Source organism: Nocardia flavorosea NBRC 108225, assembly GCF_001613385.1.
Lineage (GTDB): Bacteria > Actinomycetota > Actinomycetes > Mycobacteriales > Mycobacteriaceae > Nocardia > Nocardia flavorosea.
This window is the reverse complement of the sequence record NZ_BDCG01000015.1, coordinates 112554-131565: the sequence shown is the minus strand read 5'-3', so window position 1 is coordinate 131565 and position 19012 is coordinate 112554. Positions and strand designations below refer to the sequence as shown.

General features: G+C 66.5%; 24 protein-coding genes. 7 read left to right on the top strand and 17 right to left on the bottom strand.

All coding sequences use genetic code 11. The features are described from left to right. Positions 1 to 24: 24 nt before the first annotated feature. A complete protein-coding gene (locus NFL01S_RS18895; protein WP_062977111.1) occupies positions 25 to 981 on the top strand; it encodes an RluA family pseudouridine synthase in 957 nt (318 codons plus the stop codon). On the opposite strand, the gene NFL01S_RS18890 is transcribed toward NFL01S_RS18895, so the two are convergent. Next, a complete protein-coding gene (locus NFL01S_RS18890; RefSeq protein WP_062977538.1) occupies positions 966 to 2498 on the bottom strand; it encodes an alpha/beta fold hydrolase in 1533 nt (510 codons plus the stop codon). The genes NFL01S_RS18895 and NFL01S_RS18890 overlap by 16 nt on opposite strands. Before the next feature lie 167 nt (positions 2499 to 2665). Between NFL01S_RS18890 and NFL01S_RS18885 the strand changes: the two genes are divergently transcribed. Next, positions 2666 to 3409 (top strand): CPBP family intramembrane glutamic endopeptidase, encoded by a 744-nt coding sequence (locus tag NFL01S_RS18885; RefSeq protein WP_062977109.1) that lies wholly within the window; start codon positions 2666 to 2668, stop codon positions 3407 to 3409. A 359-nt stretch (positions 3410 to 3768) separates the two neighbouring features. Here NFL01S_RS18885 and NFL01S_RS18880 read toward each other — a convergent pair whose 3' ends face one another. Both NFL01S_RS18880 and NFL01S_RS18875 read right to left on the bottom strand, forming a co-directional pair. After that, on the bottom strand, positions 3769 to 4359 hold the full coding sequence (locus NFL01S_RS18880) for a hypothetical protein (RefSeq protein ID WP_245670780.1): 591 nt from the start codon (positions 4357 to 4359) through the stop codon (positions 3769 to 3771). Between the two features lie 216 nt (positions 4360 to 4575). After that, a complete protein-coding gene (locus tag NFL01S_RS18875) occupies positions 4576 to 5067 on the bottom strand; it encodes an NUDIX domain-containing protein (RefSeq protein WP_062977105.1) in 492 nt (163 codons plus the stop codon). A 223-nt stretch (positions 5068 to 5290) separates the two neighbouring features. On the opposite strand from NFL01S_RS18875, the gene NFL01S_RS18870 reads away from it, so the two are divergent. Further along, entirely contained in the window at positions 5291 to 5608 is a 318-nt protein-coding gene (locus tag NFL01S_RS18870; RefSeq protein ID WP_062977104.1) for a type II toxin-antitoxin system Phd/YefM family antitoxin, read from the top strand. After that, a complete protein-coding gene (locus NFL01S_RS18865) occupies positions 5605 to 6024 on the top strand; it encodes a type II toxin-antitoxin system VapC family toxin (protein WP_062977102.1) in 420 nt (139 codons plus the stop codon). The genes NFL01S_RS18870 and NFL01S_RS18865 overlap by 4 nt, the downstream gene beginning before the upstream one ends. A 102-nt stretch (positions 6025 to 6126) precedes the next feature. Here NFL01S_RS18865 and rpsQ read toward each other — a convergent pair whose 3' ends face one another. The 11 genes from rpsQ to rpsJ all read right to left on the bottom strand — a co-directional run bounded on the left by rpsQ (position 6127) and on the right by rpsJ (position 11449). Beyond that, positions 6127 to 6396: a 30S ribosomal protein S17 gene (rpsQ, locus tag NFL01S_RS18860; RefSeq protein ID WP_039822436.1), complete on the bottom strand. Its 270-nt coding sequence runs from the start codon at positions 6394 to 6396 to the stop codon at positions 6127 to 6129. Then, positions 6393 to 6632 (bottom strand): 50S ribosomal protein L29, encoded by a 240-nt coding sequence (gene rpmC, locus NFL01S_RS18855; protein WP_033244240.1) that lies wholly within the window; start codon positions 6630 to 6632, stop codon positions 6393 to 6395. The genes rpsQ and rpmC overlap by 4 nt, the downstream gene beginning before the upstream one ends. Then, entirely contained in the window at positions 6632 to 7048 is a 417-nt protein-coding gene (gene rplP, locus NFL01S_RS18850; protein ID WP_033244239.1) for a 50S ribosomal protein L16, read from the bottom strand. The genes rpmC and rplP overlap by 1 nt, the downstream gene beginning before the upstream one ends. 3 nt (positions 7049 to 7051) lie before the next feature. Continuing rightward, on the bottom strand, positions 7052 to 7849 hold the full coding sequence (rpsC, locus tag NFL01S_RS18845; RefSeq protein WP_033244238.1) for a 30S ribosomal protein S3: 798 nt from the start codon (positions 7847 to 7849) through the stop codon (positions 7052 to 7054). Then, positions 7850 to 8248: a 50S ribosomal protein L22 gene (rplV, locus tag NFL01S_RS18840; RefSeq protein ID WP_033244237.1), complete on the bottom strand. Its 399-nt coding sequence runs from the start codon at positions 8246 to 8248 to the stop codon at positions 7850 to 7852. Then, positions 8245 to 8526: a 30S ribosomal protein S19 gene (gene rpsS / locus NFL01S_RS18835; RefSeq protein WP_030522695.1), complete on the bottom strand. Its 282-nt coding sequence runs from the start codon at positions 8524 to 8526 to the stop codon at positions 8245 to 8247. The genes rplV and rpsS overlap by 4 nt, the downstream gene beginning before the upstream one ends. Before the next feature lie 14 nt (positions 8527 to 8540). After that, entirely contained in the window at positions 8541 to 9377 is an 837-nt protein-coding gene (gene rplB, locus NFL01S_RS18830; protein WP_062977100.1) for a 50S ribosomal protein L2, read from the bottom strand. 33 nt (positions 9378 to 9410) lie between these two features. Further along, positions 9411 to 9716 carry a 50S ribosomal protein L23 gene (rplW, locus tag NFL01S_RS18825; protein ID WP_019045018.1) on the bottom strand — a complete coding sequence of 102 codons (306 nt, stop codon included), beginning with the start codon at positions 9714 to 9716 and terminating at the stop codon, positions 9411 to 9413. Between the two features lie 76 nt (positions 9717 to 9792). Continuing rightward, entirely contained in the window at positions 9793 to 10467 is a 675-nt protein-coding gene (rplD, locus tag NFL01S_RS18820) for a 50S ribosomal protein L4 (protein ID WP_062977098.1), read from the bottom strand. Next, positions 10464 to 11129: a 50S ribosomal protein L3 gene (gene rplC / locus NFL01S_RS18815; RefSeq protein ID WP_062977536.1), complete on the bottom strand. Its 666-nt coding sequence runs from the start codon at positions 11127 to 11129 to the stop codon at positions 10464 to 10466. The genes rplD and rplC overlap by 4 nt, the downstream gene beginning before the upstream one ends. A 14-nt stretch (positions 11130 to 11143) precedes the next feature. Next, complete coding sequence (gene rpsJ, locus NFL01S_RS18810) at positions 11144 to 11449, bottom strand: 30S ribosomal protein S10 (protein WP_003938093.1); 306 nt, start codon at positions 11447 to 11449, stop codon at positions 11144 to 11146. A 460-nt stretch (positions 11450 to 11909) separates the two neighbouring features. On the opposite strand from rpsJ, the gene NFL01S_RS18805 reads away from it, so the two are divergent. Both NFL01S_RS18805 and NFL01S_RS18800 read left to right on the top strand, forming a co-directional pair. Continuing rightward, complete coding sequence (locus tag NFL01S_RS18805) at positions 11910 to 12389, top strand: hotdog fold domain-containing protein (protein WP_062977096.1); 480 nt, start codon at positions 11910 to 11912, stop codon at positions 12387 to 12389. A gap of 367 nt (positions 12390 to 12756) precedes the next feature. Next, on the top strand, positions 12757 to 13944 hold the full coding sequence (locus NFL01S_RS18800) for a lycopene cyclase family protein (RefSeq protein ID WP_062977094.1): 1188 nt from the start codon (positions 12757 to 12759) through the stop codon (positions 13942 to 13944). Between the two features lie 309 nt (positions 13945 to 14253). On the opposite strand, the gene NFL01S_RS18795 is transcribed toward NFL01S_RS18800, so the two are convergent. Genes NFL01S_RS18795 through NFL01S_RS18785 form a run of 3 tightly spaced genes read right to left on the bottom strand, consistent with a single transcriptional unit; the run spans position 14254 to position 17059 of the window. Further along, positions 14254 to 15120, bottom strand: coding sequence for an ABC transporter permease (locus NFL01S_RS18795; protein WP_084492894.1), 867 nt, complete (start codon positions 15118 to 15120; stop codon positions 14254 to 14256). Next, positions 15117 to 15926: an ABC transporter permease gene (locus NFL01S_RS18790; RefSeq protein ID WP_062977092.1), complete on the bottom strand. Its 810-nt coding sequence runs from the start codon at positions 15924 to 15926 to the stop codon at positions 15117 to 15119. Before NFL01S_RS18790 ends, NFL01S_RS18795 begins: the two co-directional genes overlap by 4 nt. After that, complete coding sequence (locus NFL01S_RS18785) at positions 15923 to 17059, bottom strand: ATP-binding cassette domain-containing protein (protein ID WP_084492892.1); 1137 nt, start codon at positions 17057 to 17059, stop codon at positions 15923 to 15925. The genes NFL01S_RS18790 and NFL01S_RS18785 overlap by 4 nt, the downstream gene beginning before the upstream one ends. Before the next feature lie 269 nt (positions 17060 to 17328). Between NFL01S_RS18785 and NFL01S_RS18780 the strand changes: the two genes are divergently transcribed. After that, a complete protein-coding gene (locus tag NFL01S_RS18780; protein WP_084492890.1) occupies positions 17329 to 18846 on the top strand; it encodes an aldehyde dehydrogenase family protein in 1518 nt (505 codons plus the stop codon). The last annotated feature ends 166 nt before the right edge of the window (positions 18847 to 19012 follow it).

The window sequence follows — 19012 nt, the reverse complement described above, 5'->3', positions numbered from 1 at the left end:
GCTCGCACCAACTATGCTGCGACGATGCGACGAAGGCAGCAACCCCCGCTGCCGAAGCGGTACGGGCTCGACCCGGCCCGGCTACGGCTTCCCGAGGACGGTGACTGGCCGAGCCTGCGCGACCATCTGATCCACCGACTGCCCCGCGTGGAACCGGCGCGGATCGACGAGATGCTGCGGGCCGGCGATATCGTCGACCTGAACGGCCCGCTGGGCCCCGACTCCCCCTTTGTCCCCGGCGGCGCGGTCTGGTTCCATCGCGACCTCCCCGCCGAACACCCGGTCCCGTTCGATATTCCGATCGTCTACCGCGACGACACCATCCTGGTCGCCGATAAACCCCACTTCCTGGCCACCATCCCGCGCGGCAGCCATATCCTGCAGACCGCATTGGTCAAGCTGCGCCGCGAACTCGATCTGCCCGATCTGATACCCGCGCACCGGCTCGACCGCGCGACCGCCGGGCTGGTGCTGTTCGTGATCGACCCGGCATCCCGCGGCGCCTATCAGACGATGTTCCAGCGGCAACACGTCCGCAAGGAATACGAGGCCGTGGCCGGATTACGGCCCGAACTGGATTTCCCGGTCGAGCTGGTGAGCCGGATCATCAAGGAGAAACACATCCTCGCGGCACAGGAGGTGCCGGGCCCGCCGAACGCACGCACCCGCATCGAACTCGTCGAACAGCGCGGTGAGCTCGGCCGCTACCGGCTGCACCCGGCGACCGGACGCACCCATCAGCTGCGCCTGCATATGAATTCGCTGGGTATCCCCATCCTCGGCGACGATTTCTACCCGGTGATCACCGATAAACAGCTCGACGACTACCGCCGCCCTCTCCAGCTGCTGGCGGCAACCCTGGAATTCACCGATCCACGCACCGGCGAGCCCCGGCGATTCGAAACCACGCGATCCCTACAGGCCTGGACCGACCCCGACGGGTGGGCCGGTGAGCCGGTCTCCGGTCATCGCGCCGGCTGATTCGGGGTGCAGACGATATCCGTGGCGGGGAGTTGCCCGGTGCCGAGATAGCCGTTGATCGCGTTGTTCACGCAACTGCTGAGCCCGGGCCGGAAGGTGAGGTGGATGCGGACATCGCGCAGCGTCACCAGCCGTGACCCGCTGAGATGCCGGTGCAGCTGAACCGCTTCGCCGTAGGGCGTCCGCGGGTCACCGGTCGCCTGCGCGATCAGCACCGGCACCTCGTTGCGCACCACGGTCGCCGGTTCGACCGGAGGCGGCCAGGACGCGCACGGCTGAATATTGTTCGCCAGCGCCCCGAAGAGTGGCTGGGTGGCGCGGGTGGCTTCGATATTGCGCCGGTACCACTGCGGGTCGTCCGGGGCATCGGCGTCACCGCAGGCGACGAACATCAGTTCCGAGTTCTCGCCGGTGAACAGTGCCTCGAGCAGGTCCGCGAGCCCGGATTCGGCGGAACTCCGCGTATCCCCCGCGGTGGCGGCGGCGATATCGCGCACCGTCGCGGCCAGTGTTTCGTTCACCTGATAGCTGCGCAGCAGGTTGTGCAGGATGAAGGGGAAGATATGGTCGTCGATCGGGTAGCCGTCGACCACGATCGGCTCCCGCGCGGTCTGCTGATACAGCCCGTCCACCGTTGCGCGGACCTCCGGCGCGGTTGCGCCCAGACGGTAGGTCGTGTGGCGGGCAGCGACCCAGCGGGCCCAGTCGTCGAAGGCGATCTCGTCGGCCGGGCCCCAATCCTGGACGAGTCCGGTCCAGTAGCGGTCCGGATCGATGGCGCTGTCGAGCACGATCCGGTCGCTGCGGTGCGGGAACATCTCGGTGAACACCGCGCCCAGATACGTCCCGTAGGACAACCCGAAGTAATTGATCTTCTCCTCGCCCAGCACGGCGCGAACCAGATCCATATCCCGCGCCGTATTACGGGTCGTGAGATGGCGCAGCTTCTGGATATCGCCGTCCAGGCAGGCGGCGGCCAGCTCACCGGCGAACAGCACCTCTTCGTCGAAACCCGCCGGGGTCGGCCCGGCCGACCGAACGGCTTCCGAGACCGGCCAGCCACAGGGCGGCGCGGGATCGGAGGCACCGATACCGCGCGGGTCCATGCCGATCAAGTCGTACTGTGCGAGCACATCGGGGCTCAGCACATCCCCCAGCAGCGCCGGGCTGTCCAACCCCGCCGCCCCCGGGCCGCCCGGGTTCGACATCAGGATTCCGCGCCGCCGATCCGGGTCGGTGGCCGGCACCCGGGAGATCACCACGGTCAGGGTGCGGCCGTCGGGGTCGGAGTAGTCGAGCGGGACCACCACGTCCGCGCATTCGACACCGGGAGAATCGACCGAAGGCGTATTACACAACGCCCAATCCAGTTCCTGGCTGTAAAACGGAATCCGCATCCGGTCACCGGCCAGTACCGGCGCCACCGCCACCAGCACGATCACCGCGAGCAGCCACCCCACCGCGCGCCACCGGGCACGGCCGGATCGCCGCTCGGCGTCCGTATCGCCGGTCGACATCACAACCCACTTTCCCCGGGAAACAGCTGGTTGTACCGCCGGCAAGCCAGAACTCGCAGCCTTGCCGCGCCGCATATGGTAGTCGAGCAGCCGGGGTCCCGCCGAGTGAAGACGGTCGCCCGGCAGGTCCCTGTGAGTCGTTGCGGCCGATCCGTACACTGGGCCGAATGCTCCACCCGGTTCCCGAGAAAACGGCTGCTCCGCGGCATAAAATCCACGCCTACATCGATGTCGCGGTCGTGGTGGTCGTACTCGTCTGCACCAACCTGATCGCCCACTTCACTACGGCGTGGGCCAATATCGTCAGCGTCCCGGTCGCCGCTCTGGTGCTGCTGGCGCTGATGCGCCGCCGGGGTCTGCACTGGTCGGAGCTGGGCCTGTCGCCGCGGCATTGGCGTACCGGAACCAAGTACGCCCTCGCCGCTGTCGGGGTGGTGCTGGCCGCGGTAGCGATCGGCGCCGCCCTTCCCTGGACCAGGCCGTTCTTCCTCGCCGACCGTTACGCCACGATCTCCGGCGCCCTGATTGCCTCGATGATCGTCATTCCCCTGCAAACCGTGATCCCAGAAGAACTCGCCTTCCGCGGGGTATTGCACGGCACACTCGACCGGCTGTGGGGCGCTCGTGGTGTCTTCGCCGCCGGGTCACTCCTCTTCGGCCTCTGGCATATCGCCTCGTCCTTCGGCCTCACCACCGGCAACCGCGGCCTGTCCGGAGTACTCGGCGGCGGCCTGCTCGGCCAGATCACCGGAATCATGCTCGCCGTCGCCGCCACCGCGGCCGCGGCGGTGGTATTCACCTGGCTCCGCCACCGCAGCGGCAGCCTACTGGCACCCATCGCCCTGCACTGGGCCGTCAACGGCGCGGGCGCACTCACCGCCGCATTCCTCTGGCACACAACCTTGGCCTGACGCAACGCTCGAGCCCCCGGCCCGCAGCATCGGTTCCTACCTGGTGTCGAACGCGTTGATCAGGTCGGGCCGGATCCACGGCACCGGATACCCGGAACCGGTCCGCCGCCGGGTGCGTGCGTTCTCAACCACGCCCGCATGTCCGACCAGCCGTACCGGAATCCGCGACCGTAGCAGCCCGCCGCAGCAGAACTATCGAGGACGACGAGAGCGCTTTCGGCACAGTCACTCGGCCGGGACAGGCGGGCGAGGCGGGGCACTCGGCTAGGCACCGTCCGCACAGGCGGGCGACAAAGCCCATCGTGGGCCGCGTTCGAAACCGAAGACCGTGCTCGCCGGCGCTGGACCGGTCGAGGCTGTCAGCAGTGTTCGCAGATCCCGGTGGCGGGCAGCTGGATGAAACAGCTCTTGCACACGACCGTCCGCGATTCGGTTTTCGGCGGCGCCGGCCGGGTTACGACGGACCCGCTGGAGCGCTTGGCCGATCCGCCCCGCGCAATCAGCGGCGGGGTGCCGCCGTCGGCGGGAACATCGGCACCGTGCGCGGCATAGCAGGCCCAGCGGGCATACGCGGCGTGGGTTTCGATATCCGCCGGCACCGGCAGCGCGGCCAGCTCCAGCACATATTTGTAGCTGTCGCTCACCTTCAGATTCCGCTTCACGCACAGCGCCGTCAGTGGCGGCTCCCCCGCGTTGTGGCAGCGCCGGGCCACCTTTCGCAGAATCGCGTCCATCCAGGTGCGGGTCGGTGCGTCGGTGCGCACCCCCGACATCTCCTGTACCCGCTCGGCCAGCTCCTGCACCGTGACGAAGTACCCGTACTCCGTCGCGGTCTCCGCCAGCACCTCATGAGCGGCCATAGCCCAGGCCACTGCGGCATCACGGAAGGCGACCGCCGTTCCGTCCTCGCTCCGCCAGGCCCCCGAAATCGTTGTCGCAGCGTCCCTCATAGCCCGTACACCGTAGCGCCACCAGTTCCCGCCCGATCAACCGCCCTCCCCTATACCACATTTCACATTCCTCGACCGCCACGGCGACGACCATCTCACGCACGACCGCCCTGTGCTGGACAGCCGATGCCCGTGCAGCCTTCCCGCTCCTCCGTCGTCGCCGATATCGTCCGGAAGTAGGTCGACCGCCTTCGCTTCACCCACCGCGACCCCACCTCACGTCCGGGGTACACCGCCCGAAACCCACACCGGCTCACCATGTTCCAGATAGACCGGCGTCCCACTCGACCTGGCGGCGTGTGCTCGGCGGAGCCGGCGAACCAACCTCGGCACCACGAAATCATCGACTACGCCGATATCGACCCATTCCCACCGGTCCAGCTCGGCTTCCTGAAGAACGATCGACTCCGCGGCCGCGCCGAGTTCGCCACCGTCGAACACATAGAGGATCTTGTCGCCTTCGCCGGAACTCGGTGCCCAATCGTGCACCAGCAGCCTCCCGGGCGTCCGGTCGAACCCGAGTTCCTCCCGGACCTCACGGCGACACGCGGCACTCGGCGTCTCGCCCGGCTCCACATAACCCCCGGGAATATCCCAGCCGTTCCCGTAGATCTTGTGCACCAGGAGTATGTCGTTTCCCCGGACGAACAGCGCACCGGCCGCCAGCCGCGCTCGTGCGGAACTCACCGCTTCGTCGATGGTCGCCACCCGGCTATCGGATCACACAGCGGTCGGCACGACGCGAGCGTTCCAGGATTCCGGCTTGCCGCCGTAACATCGGGAGTGAGCAATGCACGATCGAACTCGGCAGGAGGTTCACCCGCTGCTCCAACCGCCCCATGGCAATGATGACGTCGCGGCACACCGCCGCAGCCGAGGCCGCGTAGCATTTACGTAGCAACTCCGTAGCGGCTAGAGCTAATCTCGATATATGACATCGGCAGCCGAGTTCTCCGAGATACCACAGCGCGAACTACGCAATGAGGTGAGCCGGGTCCTCCGGGAGGTCAAGGCGGGCCGGTCCTACACGGTCACAGTCGACGGTTCCCCGGTCGCCGACCTGGTGCCACACCGTCACGCCGAGCGCCGGGTCTCAGTGCCCAGGGCAGAGATCCTGTCCGCCTTCGGTAACCTGTCGTCGCCGCAGAGCTACTCCGCTGATCTGGATCGGTACGTCGACGATTCGCTCTACGACCCGTACGACCGTGCCTATCGACGTGGTGAGTTCAGTGAGGAATCAGGCGAATGACGACGCCGCGCCGGGGTCTCGTCGACACGAATGTCCTCATTCTGATCGGTCGCTTGATCCCCGAGGAACTTCCCGACGAGATTTCGGTCAGCACGATCACCATGGCCGAACTCGCCGCGGCACCGCACTACACCGATAACCCGATCGAACGTGCCGAACGCATCGAAAGACTCCAAAATGCCGAGGCGCACTTCGATCCGCTCCCCTTCGACACCACAGCAGGCCGCCGATACGGACACCTGGTGGCCTCTGTCCTACAAGCAGGGCGCAATCCGAGGCCGCGCCGGATCGACCTCATGATCGCCGCGATCGCCTCGGCCCACCGCATCCCGCTCTACACGGTGAACCCCAAAGACTTCCTCGCGCTCGACGGCCTGGTTACCGTCGTTCCGGTGACGCACCCCGACGGCCGCTGAACGCTGAGACCGAATCAATCGAACACCGAGCACGACGAAGGCCCGCCTCCCGGAAGGGGAAGCGGGCCTCACGCTTATCGACTCGACAGCCGGAAGAAGACCTTACTTGGCCTTCTCCAGGACCTCGACCAGCCGCCACCGCTTGGTGGCCGACGTGGGCCGGGTCTCCATCAGCTGCACGCGGTCGCCGACACCGGCGACCTCGTTCTCGTCGTGCGCCTTCACCTTGGAGGTGGTGCGGATGATCTTGCCGTAGAGAGCATGCCGGTTACGGTCTTCCAGCTCCACGACGATCGTCTTGTTCATCTTGTCGGAGACAACGTAACCGACCCGAACCTTGCGGCGGCCGCGCTCCTGCTCTTTCTCGCTCATGCCGCATCTCCCTTGTCAGCGGGTCCGGTGGCCAAACCGAGCTCGCGCTCACGCATGACCGTGTAGATACGCGCGATCTCGTGACGCACCACACGCAGCCGGCGATTGTTGGTCAACTGACCCGTCGCCATCTGGAAGCGCAGGTTGAACAGCTCTTCCTTCGAGTCACGCAGGCGCTGAACGAGCTCGTCCTCGGTCAGCTCGCGGAGCTCTGCGGCCGGAGTACCGGTAGCCATCAGAACTGCTCCTCCCTCGTCACGATCCTGCACTTCATGGGGAGCTTGTGCATCGCGCGGCGCAGGGCCTCACGAGCGATCTCCTCGTTGGGGTAACTCATCTCGAACATCACGCGACCGGGCTTGACGTTCGCGACCCACCACTCCGGAGAACCCTTACCGGAACCCATACGGGTTTCGGCGGGCTTCTTGGTCAGCGGGCGATCCGGGTAGATGTTGATCCAGATCTTGCCGCCACGCTTGATGTGGCGGGTCATCGCGATACGTGCCGACTCGATCTGCCGGTTGGTCACGTACGCCGGTTCCAGAGCCTGGATGCCGAAATCGCCGAACGCCACCGAGGTGCCGCCCTTCGAAAGACCGCTGCGGCTCGGATGATGCTGCTTACGGAACTTGACCTTGCGGGGCATCAGCATGGGTCAGCCCTCCTGCTTTTCTGCCGGGGGCTCGGCCACCGCGGTAGCGGCGCGCCCGGCCTCGGTGCTGGTCGCAGTGGTGCCGGAAGAACCGGAACGACGCGGGCGGCTCGGCCGCTCCCGGCGCGGGCGATCGCCGGCCGGGGCGCTGGGGGCGGGCAGCTCACGCTTGCCGCCGACGATATCGCCCTTGTAGATCCAGACCTTGACACCGATACGACCGAAGGTGGTCTTGGCCTCGTACAGGCCGTAATCGATATCGGCACGCAGGGTGTGCAGCGGGACGCGGCCTTCGCGGTAGAACTCCGAGCGCGACATTTCGGCGCCACCGAGGCGGCCCGAGCACTGCACGCGGATGCCCTTGACGTTCGGCGAGCGCATGGCCGATTGGATGGCCTTACGCATCGCGCGACGGAACGCCACACGGTTCGACAGCTGTTCGGCGACACCCTGAGCAACCAGCTGGGCATCCGATTCGGGGTTCTTGACCTCGAGGATGTTCAGCTGGACCTGCTTCTTGGTGAGCTTCTCCAGCGCGGCGCGGATCCGGTCGGCTTCGGCGCCACGGCGGCCGATGACGATGCCGGGACGCGCGGTGTGGATATCGACGCGGACCCGGTCGCGGGTGCGCTCGATCTCCACCTTGGAGATGCCGGCCCGCTCCATGCCGGTGCTCAGCAGTTTGCGGATGGCGACGTCTTCCTTGACGTAGTCCGCGTACTGCTTATCGGCGTACCAACGGGACTTCCAGTCGGTGGTGATACCGAGGCGGAAGCCGTGGGGGTTGATCTTCTGTCCCATTTACTTTGCCCCTCCCTTCCGGCGGCCACGAGTGCCACCGGCGGTGGGGACGCTCTCGACCTCGATGGTGATGTGGCTGGTGCGCTTGCGGATCCGGAAGGCCCGGCCCTGGGCGCGCGGCTGGAACCGCTTCATGGTCGCGCCCTCGTCGACGTAGGCCGTCGAAATGACCAGGGTGTCCGGGTTCAGGCCGAGGTTGTTCTCGGCGTTCGCCGCGGCGCTGGCCACGACCTTGGCGACCGGGGTGCTGGCGGCCTGCGGGGCGAACCGGAGCAGGTCGAGCGCATCGGAGACGCGCTTGCCGCGGACCAGGTCCACGACCCGGCGAGCCTTCATCGGGGTCACGCGCACGTGCTTGGCGGTCGCGCGCGCAGTCGGATTCTGCGTTTCTGTGCTCATCGCCGCTTGCTCTTCCGATCTTCTTTCACGTGGCTACGGAACGTCCTCGTCGGCGCGAACTCACCGAGCTTGTGCCCGACCATGTTCTCCGAGACGAACACCGGCACGTGCTTGCGGCCGTCGTGGACGGCGAAGGTGTGGCCGATGAAATCGGGGGTGATGGTCGAACGACGCGACCAGGTCTTGATGACCTGTTTGGTGCCCTTGTCGTTCTGCACGTCCACCTTCGCCTGGAGGTGGTCGTCGACGAACGGGCCCTTCTTGAGGCTGCGTGGCATTTCTTACCTCCTCCTTAGCGCTTCTTGCCGGTGCGACGGCGACGGACGATGAGCTTGTCGCTCGGACGGTTCGGCTTACGGGTGCGGCCTTCCGGCTGACCCCACGGCGAGACCGGGTGGCGACCACCGGAGGTCTTGCCTTCACCACCGCCGTGCGGGTGGTCGACCGGGTTCATGACGACACCACGGACCGTGGGACGGCGTCCCTTCCAGCGCATACGGCCGGCCTTGCCCCAGTTGATGTTCGACTGTTCGGCATTGCCGACCTCGCCGACGGTGGCGCGGCAGCGCACGTCGACGCGGCGGATTTCACCGGAGGGCATACGCAGCGTGGCGTAGGGGCCTTCCTTACCCAGCAACTGGATGCTGGCACCGGCCGAGCGGGCCATCTTGGCACCGCCGCCGGGACGCAGTTCCACCGCGTGGATGGTGGTACCGGTGGGGATATTGCGCAGCGGCAGGTTGTTGCCGGGCTTGATATCCGCGGTCGGACCGGACTCGATCTTGGTGCCCTGCACCACGCCCCGGGGGGCGATGATGTAACGCTTCTCGCCGTCGAGGTAGTGCAGCAGCGCGATATTGGCGGTGCGGTTGGGGTCGTACTCGATATGAGCGACCTTGGCCGGTATACCGTCCTTGTCGTGCCGGCGGAAGTCGATCAGCCGGTAGGCGCGCTTGTGACCGCCACCGCGATGCCGGGTGGTGATCCGGCCGTGGCCGTTACGGCCACCGCTCTTGGTCAGCGGGCGAACCAGTGACTTCTCGGGGGTCGACCGGGTGATCTCGGCGAAGTCCGAGACGGACGACCCGCGGCGTCCCGGGGTAGTCGGCTTGTACTTACGGATTGCCATGAGTTCTTCTCTGCTTTCTGGATTCCCAGGCGCCTACGCGACCGGGCCTCCGAAGATCTCGATGGGCTTGCTGTCGGCCGAGATGGTCACGAGCGCGCGCTTGGTGTCCTTGCGCTTGCCGTAACCGAAGCGGGTCCGCTTGCGCTTGCCCTGACGGTTGGCGGTGTTGACGCTGGTGACCTTCACCCCGAAGACCTTCTCGACCGCGATCTTGATCTGGGTCTTGTTGGAGTCCGGGTGAACCAGGAAGGTGTAGGTGCCTTCCTCGATCAGGCCGTAGGACTTCTCCGAGATGACCGGCGCCAGCAGGATGTCGCGCGGATCGGCGATGGTGCTCACGCGGCTACCTCGCTTCGCTCGGCAGCCGCGTGAGCACTGCGGCTGCTGTGTTCGATGGTTCGCTCGCTGCGCTCGCTCACTTGCTCTCCTCCTGTGCAGCCTCAGCCGGGCCGTGCACGAAGGCGTTGAGCGCCTCGACGGAGAACACGACTTCGTCGCTGTCCAGCACGTCGTAGGTGTTCAGCTGGTCCGGTGCGATGGTGTGCACGTATTCCAGGTTGCGGGCACTCTTCCAGGCGGTGACGTCCTCACGGCCGACGACCAGGAGGAACTTCCTACGGTCCGAAAGCTCGGACAAGAAGGTCTTCGCGGTCTTGGTGGAGGGGTCCTGGCCTGCGACGAGCTCGCTGATCACGTGGATCCGCTCGCTGCGCGCCCGATCCGACAGCGCCCCACGCAGGGCGGCCTGGATCATTTTCTTGGGGGTGCGCTGGCTGTAGTCGCGCGGCTTGGGGCCGTGCACGGTGCCACCGCCGGCGAACTGCGGGGCGCGCGTCGATCCCTGGCGGGCGCGGCCGGTGCCCTTCTGCCGGTACGGCTTCTTTCCACCGCCGCGAACCTCGCCGCGGGTCTTGGTGGAATGCGTGCCCTGGCGGGCAGCGGCCTGCTGGGCCACGACCACCTGGTGCATCAGCGCGATATTCGCGGTCACATCGAAGATCTCGGCGGGGAGATCGACGGTGCCGTTGGTTTTGCCACCGAGTTCCTTGACCGGCAGCGTCAGGTTGGCCTTCTTCTCGAGGCTGGTCATGCGTGCGCACCACCCTTCACGGCGCTCTTGACGATCACGACGCCGCCCTTGCGACCCGGGATCGCTCCCTTGATCAGCAGCAGGCCGTTCTCGGCGTCCACCTTGTGAACCGACAGGTTCTGCGTGGTGACGCGGTCGTTACCCATGCGACCCGACATGCGCATGCCCTTGAACACGCGGCCGGGGGTGGCGCAGCCACCGATGGAACCCGGGCGACGGTGCACGGCCTGTGCACCGTGCGAGGCGCCCTGGCCGCTGAAGCCGTGGCGCTTCATGGTGCCGGCGAAGCCCTTGCCCTTGCTGGTACCGGTGACGTCGACGTAGGTGCCCTCTTCGAAGGCATCGGCCGAGATCTCCTGGCCGACCTCGAAGGAGGCGACGTCGGCGACACGGATCTCCGCGACATGCCGGCGCGGGGTGACACCGGCCTTGGCGAACTGGCCGGATTCCGGCTTGTTCACCTTGCGGGGGTCGATGGCGCCGAAGGCGACCTGCACGGCGCTGTAGCCGTCGCGCTCGACGGTACGGATCTGGGTGACCACATTCGGTCCGGCCTTGACGACGGTGACCGGGACGACCCGGTTCTTGTCGTCGAACACCTGGGTCATGCCCAGTTTGGTGCCCAGGATGCCGGCCGCGGGCCTGCTCTTGTTGTCAGTCATATCGAGAGTCCCCGTCACTGGATATTGACGTCGACGCTGGCCGGCAGGTCGATGCGCATGAGGGCATCGACCGTCTTCGGCGTCGGGTCGAGGATGTCGATCAGCCGCTTGTGCGTACGCATCTCGAAGTGCTCGCGCGAGTCCTTGTACTTGTGCGGCGAACGGATGACGCAGTACACGTTCTTTTCGGTCGGCAACGGCACCGGCCCGACGACCCGGGCCCCGGTGCGGGTCACCGTTTCGACGATCTTGCGTGCAGACGCATCGATCGCCTCGTGGTCATAGGCCTTGAGCCTGATGCGGATCTTCTGTCCCGCCACGCTAAGTGTCCTTTTCTCCGCTTTCGTCCGTGATCCGGATACCGGCTAGGGCGTCCGTACCACCTTCATTTGCACAGCCCGAACACACGATGACGTCTCAGTGGAGACCACGACCAGGGATAACCCGGTCCGTGCCGCTGTTCATCTGTCATGGTTCTCCGGTCCACGCGGTCGGGCGTGTCGCCTTCTCGCTCATTCCTCGGCCCCGGAAGAAAACTTCGATCGTGGCCTGCGGAACTTCGTCCCGGACGTACCCGCGCCGCATACGGCGAGGTACTCGCTGGTTTTACTCACCCCGCCCAGCCGTGCCATTTCAGGGAAACGACGGCGACCCGGGGCAAGGCAACCCGAACAGTATGCACGAGGCCCCCGAGGCGTTTCAAATCGGGGTCGACCGAGGTCGCGCACTGCGGCAACCATACCGCCGAACCGCTATCTTACCGCTGAGTAAGATAGCCGCATGACGAACCTCACCGGTACCTACCGCGGCTGGCGCAAACTGCCGGACAACCCCGTCGGCCACGGCCTGTTCTCCTTGTCGATGGTGGCCCGCGTCCCTTATTTCGCCACAGTCCTGCCCCGGGTGGTCCGGCTCGAACCCGGCCTGTGCGAGGTGAAGGCCCCGAAATGGTTCGGTGTCCACAACCACCTCGGCACCTTCCACGCCATCGCCGCCTGCAACCTGGCGGAGATCGCCATGGGCATGCTGAGCGAGGCGACGGTTCCCACCACACACCGCTGGATTCCCAAGGCGATGCAGGTCCAGTACTTGACCAAGGCCACCACCGGTCTCCGCGCGGTGGCCGAACTCACGGAGCTCCCCGACTTCGCCACCCTCACCGAGGGCCGCGACCTGACCGTCCCCGTATCGATCTACGACAAGACCGGGCGCGAGGTCGTGCACGCCGACATCACCACCTGGGTGACCCCCAAGAACTGACTCCCAGCCCGGCCCGCAACCGAGCGCGAGTCCGGCAGCCCCCAAGAGGATGCCCACCCATCCCCGCACCCGGCACCGGCACCGGCACGGGGCTCACTCCGATCCCCACCTGACCAGCGCCGGCGCCGAGTTCATCGAGGCTCCACAAGGTTTCGGCCCGTCCCTGCTGTCCTGCTCGATGCGATGCGGCGAGTGTCGAGTGCGGACAGCGGGGACCGAAGGGGCCGAAACCCACGCCGCCGGAGGTGACGCAAAAGACACAGCACTTTCGCGAGCAGAGCCACCCACTACCCCCGCGATCCAGCTCACAACCATCGCAAACGACCGCCTGTTGCTCTCCTCCGGTGAACCCCGTTGAATGCGTTGTATGGCAGCCAGTACCGATAAGTTCGATCTCTGTGTCGTCGGGCTGGGCCCGTCCGGCCGGGCTCTCGCGCACCGCGCCACCGTGGCCGGACTGCGGGTGGCGGCCGTGGATCCGCGGCCCGACCGGCTGTGGCCGCCGACGTTCTCCTGCTGGATCGACGAACTGCCGGAATGGCTGCCGCACAGCGTGATCGCGAGCCGGATTCCGGCGCCGGTCGTCTGGACCACTACCGAGCTCCGGATCGAACGCCCCTACTGCGTGTTGTCGAAACCGCTGCTGCGGGATGCGCTACCGCTCGACGACGCCCGGGTGTTCGCGCAGCGCGCGGCCCGGGTGGATGCGCACGAGGTCGAACTCGCCGACGGCACGGTGATCCGCGCGGGGGTGGTGATCGATTCCCGCGGTATGCCGGGCCCGGGTGATCGCCGTACGGCCAGCGCGCACGGGATCTTCGTCGCCGCCGAAACCGCTGAGCCGATGGTCCGCGAGGGCGAGGGGCTGCTGCTGGACTGGCGGCCGGAGAACGGCGCGGGCCCCGACGAGCCGCCGTCGTTCCTGTACTCGGTGCCGCTCGGCGACGGCACGGTGATCTTCGAGGAGACCAGCCTCGGGCTGCGTGGCGGGATGCCGCAGCACGAACTGCGTAAACGCACCCTGAACCGGCTCGCCGCGCACGGTATCCAACTGACCGGGGAAGAACCGAGCGAGGCGGCACACTATCCGCTGGACACGCCGCCGCCGGCCAAGGGGGTCGGGCGGGTGGTGCCGTTCGGTTCCCGCGGCGGGATGATGCATCCGTGCACCGGCTACAGCGTGGCCGATTCGTTCGCGCTGGCCGATACCGCGGTCGATGCGATCGGGCGCGGTGCGGATCCGATCGCCGCGCTGTGGCCGTGGCAGGCACGCCTCACCTATTGGATGCGGATGCGCGGACTCTGGGGGCTGGGCCGGTTGACCGCCGAACAATCCATTGCCATGTTCGATTCGTTCTTCTCCGCTTCCCCGCGCGGGCAGCGGGCGCTGCTGTCGGCGCACGACGATTACGCCGTCCTGGGGGCGGTGCTGTTCAACACCGTCGCCCACACCTGGCCGTTCCGCTGGCGCTACGACCTCGTCGGCTGGACCAACCGCAACCGGTGGGCCGATTACCCCTTCGCTCCCGCGGTACCGGCCGACAGCCACAAGTGATCCCGGGCCGAACCCCCTGACAGGCGGGACCGACCCGAGCAGGACCGGCCGACAACCGGGGCTGACTCCGGCGCCCGCCGCGGCGTCGGACCCGGTGGAGTCGGCGGTCTCCTGCCCCCGGCCTACCCGCCGAAATAAACCCCGGCCGGGCGCACGGCAGCGCTCCGACCACCCCACCGAGCGCCGGAAGCGGTCCCCGACGGTGCCCACAGCTGCCGGCCGTATGCCCACCGGCCGGTCCGGGCCCGGTGCGGATGCCTTGCACCGAGCCGATGGCGGCCCGCAGTACTTCGCCGCGGCGGCGAGTCCTCAGCCGCTGGTTTCCGAAGCCTTCCGGTAACCGCGTATCGCCGGGTAGCCGAAGATCAGGATGACCCCGCCCACCCACAGCAGGGTGTCGATGAGCGGTTCGGCGACCGGGCCACCGTAGGACAGCCCCTTCATCGCTTCGATGGCGCAGCTCATCGGCTGGTTCGCCACGGTGGACTGCAGCCAAGTCGGGTAGGCCTCGATCAACACGAAACCGGAGTTGAAGAACATCAGCAGGTTGGTGAGTAGACCGACCAACTGCACCAGCAGCGGTCCTTCGGTGATCGCGGCGATCGCGGTGATGAACACCGCGAATGCGATACCGAACAGAATCGGGATCCCGATGAGGCCCAGCGCGGCCAATGGCCCCTGCTCGAATCGGAAGCCGAGGCAAAAGCCCACGGCGATCACGATCAGTGTAGTGAGGAGGACCCGGATTGCCTCGGCGAGTAATCGGCCGGTCAGGCCGGCAGCGCGATGAACAGGCATGGTCCACAGCCGGCCGAGCAGGCCGCTGGCCTTCTCGGTTTTGAAGCCGAGCGCACTCACCACAGCTCCTGCCATCGCCGCGATCAGGGTGATCATCGGGACAGTGCCGTAGACGGCAGGTTTCCCGGAGAAGCTGGAAATGGACTCGTCGAGCACGATCCAGATCATCACCAGAGTCAGCGCCGGGTACACGATGGTCTGGATGGTGGTGGACGGGTCGCGCAACCAGCCCATCAGCAATCTCTTGCACTGGATCCAGCTGTGTGTCGCCCAAGCCGCCAGCGAACTCTCCCGCCGGGGATCGACCTTCGGCAGGGCAATCGCGGCGGCCGACGACACGGAGGGTCGCGACCCCACGGACGTATCGGTAATACTCATGACCGCCTCACACTCGCCCAGACGGCGAACGGAACGAACGCAACCGCGCCGGCGACCAGCCAGACCAACCCCACCCGCAGCACCTCCCAGCTCACGCCGTCACCGGCCATATCGCGCAGAGCGTAGGCGAACTGGGTAATGGGTTGATTACGCACAAAGGGCTGGGCCCATTCGGGAAATTGCGTTTCTGGCACGAAGCCACAGGACATCATGCCGAAAATCAGGGTCGGCAAGGTCAGTGCCTGACTCAGTGCTTGTGGACTCTTCGTCAGGCTACCCAAGCCGTCCGCGCCGATTGCCAGGATGGTGCCGACCGCGAGCGCGAAGCAACAAAAGCCCACCGTTTGTGCCCACCCAGACGTGAACTCGAATCCGATGATGTGCCCATAGATCAAGGAGGCAGCCAGCGATATCACCGAACGGACGAGCCCCGCCGCGATCCGCGATGTCAACGGGATCAGCATGCCGATCGGGAGTGTCTGCAACCGGGTATTGAAGCCGGTGCGCGCTTCGAAAGCCGCGAGTTGCGCGTTGGACATCATGGTGAACGCCATGGTTTGCAACACAATGATCGGCATAACGAATTGCGCGTAGTCGATGCCCTGAAATTGCATCACCAGGCGCAGCGGTAGATAAAAACCGACGGTGAACACCAGCGGCGTGATGATCGCGCCGATCAACTCGCCCTTGCTCACCATGGTCCAGACGATTCGGCTGGTGAGCGCCCACCATTGTCCGAAGGACGAGAGTCGAGGCGGCGGTAGCTCGGCGAATAGCTCGGTGCGATCGACGACGGGGGCGCTCATGCGGGCTCACCGGGCCGATCGGCGCTGCCGGAACGGCCCGTGATGGAAAGAAAGACATCGTCGAGAGAGGGACGGCGCAGCCCGATGTCGGCAAGCACGATATGGGCGGCATCCAACCGGCGCAGTGCTTCGGCGAGCGTCGCGGCGCCCTCCGGCGCCGGGATGGACAGCCGTTCGGAACCGCCGAGATCGGCCGCGACCGCGGGCGGGACGAGGTCACCCAGCGCGGCGGCGGCACGTCGTATCTCGGTCGGATCCAACGGCACCACCTCACAGTGGCTGCCGCCCGTCTTCTCCTTGAGTTCGTCGGCCGTGCCTTCGGCGATCACCATGCCTTTATCGACCACGATGATATTGTCGGACAGCACATCGGCCTCTTCCAGGTACTGCGTGGTCAGCAGGACTGTGATGCCCTGTTGCTTCAGGCCGTCCACCAGCTCCCAAACGCCTTGCCTGCTACGTGGGTCGAGGCCCGTGGTCGGCTCGTCCAAGAACACCACTTCCGGCCGGACCACCAGACCGCAGGCGATATCCACCCGCCGCCGCATACCACCCGAATACTGGTGTACCGGGCGGCGACCGGCGGCGACAAGATCGAATTCGATGAGCAACGCATCCGCGCGTTTACGTGCCGCCGATTTATTCAGGCCCATGAGCCGACCGAATAGTTCGAGATTCTCCCGCCCTGACAAGTTCAGGTCCAGTGCCGCATACTGGCCGGTCATCATGATCGAACGGCGCACGGCCGCGGGATTCCGCCGGACATCGTGACCGGCCACGATCGCCCGCCCCGCATCCGGCCGCAGCAGGGTCGAGAGGATTTTCACCGCAGTGGTCTTCCCCGCCCCGTTGGGCCCGAGGATACCGAGCACGGTGCCGCGGTCCGCGGTGAAACTCACCCCGCGCAGCGCGTGTACCTCGCCGAACGATTTCGTGATCCCGTCGACTTCTACCGTCGCCGCCACAGCGGTGGTGCCGAGGCCGGATATCCGAGCGGACGCCCGGTTCACCTCCGTGGGTGGGTTGTCCCGCCGGGCTGCGACCGCGTCGACCGGAAGGTCGGGCTTACCGCCCGACTCGGCAGGAGAGACATTGTCGCGGGCGGCTGTCCCGGCATCATTCGAACTCGGCATCAACTCTCCACTATCGGCCGGATGAGACTGTGGGGCGGACTGAAGCATCGCCACCCCGGTAGATGATCCGTCGCACTGGACGCGATGTTACCGATCGCCGTTTCGGCGGCCCGGGCGCCACCGCCGATAGCGGAGGGTACCGAACATCTGTGCGGTTGCTCACAGCACTGCCTGAACAGGCCATCCCGCCTGGTCGGCGGTGCTGTGGCAGCGCACGGGCAGCGCGAATGCCTTGTCGGCGTGGCCGCCACCACAATAATCTGACGTACATGGCCGATACCGCGCAGCCCGAGGTGGCGGCGCGTTCGGGAGGATCCGGCCGACCGAGCGTGCTCACCTCCTACGATCCCCGTACCGGAGAGATCGTCGGCAACTACCCCATCGCCGGACCGGGCGAACTCGAACGCACCGTAGCCGAAGCCCGTGCAGCCGAAAGCTGGTGGTCGACAGCGGGTTTCGGACCCCGTAAACGATTGCTGCTCGAATGGAAGCGTGTTATCACGCGCCGCGCAGGACAATTGGTGGAGATTCTGCGTGAGGAAACCGGAAAACCCGAGGCCGACGCCGCGATCGAAGTGATGCTAGCAGTAGAGAACCTCGATTGGGCCGCGCGTAACGCGGGCCGGGTACTGGGTCGGCGCACACTGGCATCGAACTGGCTCACCCGTAACCAGCACGCGTCGGTCGGCTATCTGCCCCTGGGCGTGGTGGGTGTGCTGGGGCCCTGGCAGAATCCGGTCTTCACTCCGATGGGTTCCATCGCATACGCCATGGCCGCCGGAAACGCCGTCGTTTTCAAACCCCACGAACTCACCAGCGGTACCGGTTTGTGGCTGGCATCGACCTGGCGGGAGGTCGCGCCGGGCAAACCGGTGCTGTCGGCGGTCTCCGGTGACGATTCCACCGCCGCCGCGCTGTGCCGCGCCGGTGTCGACAAGATCGCGTACGCGGGCCCCGAGGCACCGGGCCGGGAGGTGATCTCGCTGTGCGCGCAGACCATGACCCCGGTCGTGGTGGAGAACTCCGGCAAGGGCGCGATGATCGTGCACGTCGATGCGAAAATCGATGATGCCGCCGAGGCGGCCGTATTCGGCGCCATGGCCAATGCGGGCCAGAACGCTACGGGCGTCCAGCGTGCCTATGTCGCGGCGTCGATATACGACCAGTTCCTCGATCTGGTCGTGGACCGGGCGCGCGCGCTGCGCCCGGGCGCCGACCGCCGATCGTCCTACGGCCCGATGATCCTGGAATCGCAGACCGAGGTGGTGCGCAAACAGGTCCGCGATGCCCTGGCCCGGGGCGGCCGAGCGGTTGTCGGCGGCCTGGATTCGATACGTGAGCCCTATGTCGAACCCATCGTTCTGGCCGATGTCCCGGAGGAGAGCATCGCCATCACCGAGGAAGGCATCGGCCCGGTCCTCATCGTGAACAAGGTGCGCGACCTCGACGATGCCGTCACCCGTATCAACGATGCCGGTCGCGGTATCGCGGTCTCGGTGTTCACCCGCGATATCGCCGAGGTCGAAATCTATGCCGAACGCCTGCGGGCGGGCGTGGTCACGGTCAATACCGCCACCACCTACGCGAGTATCCCGGCGCTACCGTTCGGCGGTGTGGGCGAGTACGGGCAAGGCCACAGCCATGGTGATCTGGGCCTGCGCGAATTCAGCCGGACGTTGTCCATCGCCCGGAACCGCTACGGGGAAGCGCTGGGACTGTCCGGCTTCTACCGCAACGCCCGGCGACTGCGATTCGCGCGCACCGTCTTCCGGTTCCGGCACGGGTAGCAGGGACCGGCGAGCACGTTCGGCCGGCGCAGTCACGCACGAACCCGGCCGGGCCGATATCCGGTCCGTCGGTGATCGAGCGGATCAGCGCGTGGTTCGCGGGCGTGGTGCTGGCGCTCTCGCCCGCCGACCAGCGCAACGTCGAAACGAGTGCCACGGCATTCCG

What these genes read in the sequence shown, in the direction of transcription:
- NFL01S_RS18895 (WP_062977111.1), top strand. Translation starts at nt 25, where the DNA reads ATGCGACGAAGGCAGCAACCCCCGCTGCCGAAGCGGTACGGGCTCGAC.
- NFL01S_RS18780 (WP_084492890.1), top strand. Translation starts at nt 17,329, where the DNA reads ATGGCCGATACCGCGCAGCCCGAGGTGGCGGCGCGTTCGGGAGGATCC.
- NFL01S_RS18785 (WP_084492892.1), bottom strand. Translation starts at nt 17,059, where the DNA reads ATGCCGAGTTCGAATGATGCCGGGACAGCCGCCCGCGACAATGTCTCT.
- rplP (WP_033244239.1), bottom strand. Translation starts at nt 7,048, where the DNA reads ATGCTGATGCCCCGCAAGGTCAAGTTCCGTAAGCAGCATCATCCGAGC.
- rpmC (WP_033244240.1), bottom strand. Translation starts at nt 6,632, where the DNA reads ATGGCTACCGGTACTCCGGCCGCAGAGCTCCGCGAGCTGACCGAGGAC.
- rplB (WP_062977100.1), bottom strand. Translation starts at nt 9,377, where the DNA reads ATGGCAATCCGTAAGTACAAGCCGACTACCCCGGGACGCCGCGGGTCG.
- rplD (WP_062977098.1), bottom strand. Translation starts at nt 10,467, where the DNA reads ATGACCAGCCTCGAGAAGAAGGCCAACCTGACGCTGCCGGTCAAGGAA.
- NFL01S_RS18870 (WP_062977104.1), top strand. Translation starts at nt 5,291, where the DNA reads ATGACATCGGCAGCCGAGTTCTCCGAGATACCACAGCGCGAACTACGC.
- NFL01S_RS18890 (WP_062977538.1), bottom strand. Translation starts at nt 2,498, where the DNA reads ATGTCGACCGGCGATACGGACGCCGAGCGGCGATCCGGCCGTGCCCGG.
- rplC (WP_062977536.1), bottom strand. Translation starts at nt 11,129, where the DNA reads ATGACTGACAACAAGAGCAGGCCCGCGGCCGGCATCCTGGGCACCAAA.
- NFL01S_RS18885 (WP_062977109.1), top strand. Translation starts at nt 2,666, where the DNA reads ATGCTCCACCCGGTTCCCGAGAAAACGGCTGCTCCGCGGCATAAAATC.
- rpsC (WP_033244238.1), bottom strand. Translation starts at nt 7,849, where the DNA reads ATGGGACAGAAGATCAACCCCCACGGCTTCCGCCTCGGTATCACCACC.
- rplV (WP_033244237.1), bottom strand. Translation starts at nt 8,248, where the DNA reads ATGAGCACAGAAACGCAGAATCCGACTGCGCGCGCGACCGCCAAGCAC.
- NFL01S_RS18795 (WP_084492894.1), bottom strand. Translation starts at nt 15,120, where the DNA reads ATGAGTATTACCGATACGTCCGTGGGGTCGCGACCCTCCGTGTCGTCG.
- NFL01S_RS18865 (WP_062977102.1), top strand. Translation starts at nt 5,605, where the DNA reads ATGACGACGCCGCGCCGGGGTCTCGTCGACACGAATGTCCTCATTCTG.
- NFL01S_RS18880 (WP_245670780.1), bottom strand. Translation starts at nt 4,359, where the DNA reads ATGAGGGACGCTGCGACAACGATTTCGGGGGCCTGGCGGAGCGAGGAC.
- NFL01S_RS18790 (WP_062977092.1), bottom strand. Translation starts at nt 15,926, where the DNA reads ATGAGCGCCCCCGTCGTCGATCGCACCGAGCTATTCGCCGAGCTACCG.
- rpsQ (WP_039822436.1), bottom strand. Translation starts at nt 6,396, where the DNA reads ATGAGCGAGAAAGAGCAGGAGCGCGGCCGCCGCAAGGTTCGGGTCGGT.
- rpsS (WP_030522695.1), bottom strand. Translation starts at nt 8,526, where the DNA reads ATGCCACGCAGCCTCAAGAAGGGCCCGTTCGTCGACGACCACCTCCAG.
- NFL01S_RS18805 (WP_062977096.1), top strand. Translation starts at nt 11,910, where the DNA reads ATGACGAACCTCACCGGTACCTACCGCGGCTGGCGCAAACTGCCGGAC.
- NFL01S_RS18800 (WP_062977094.1), top strand. Translation starts at nt 12,757, where the DNA reads ATGGCAGCCAGTACCGATAAGTTCGATCTCTGTGTCGTCGGGCTGGGC.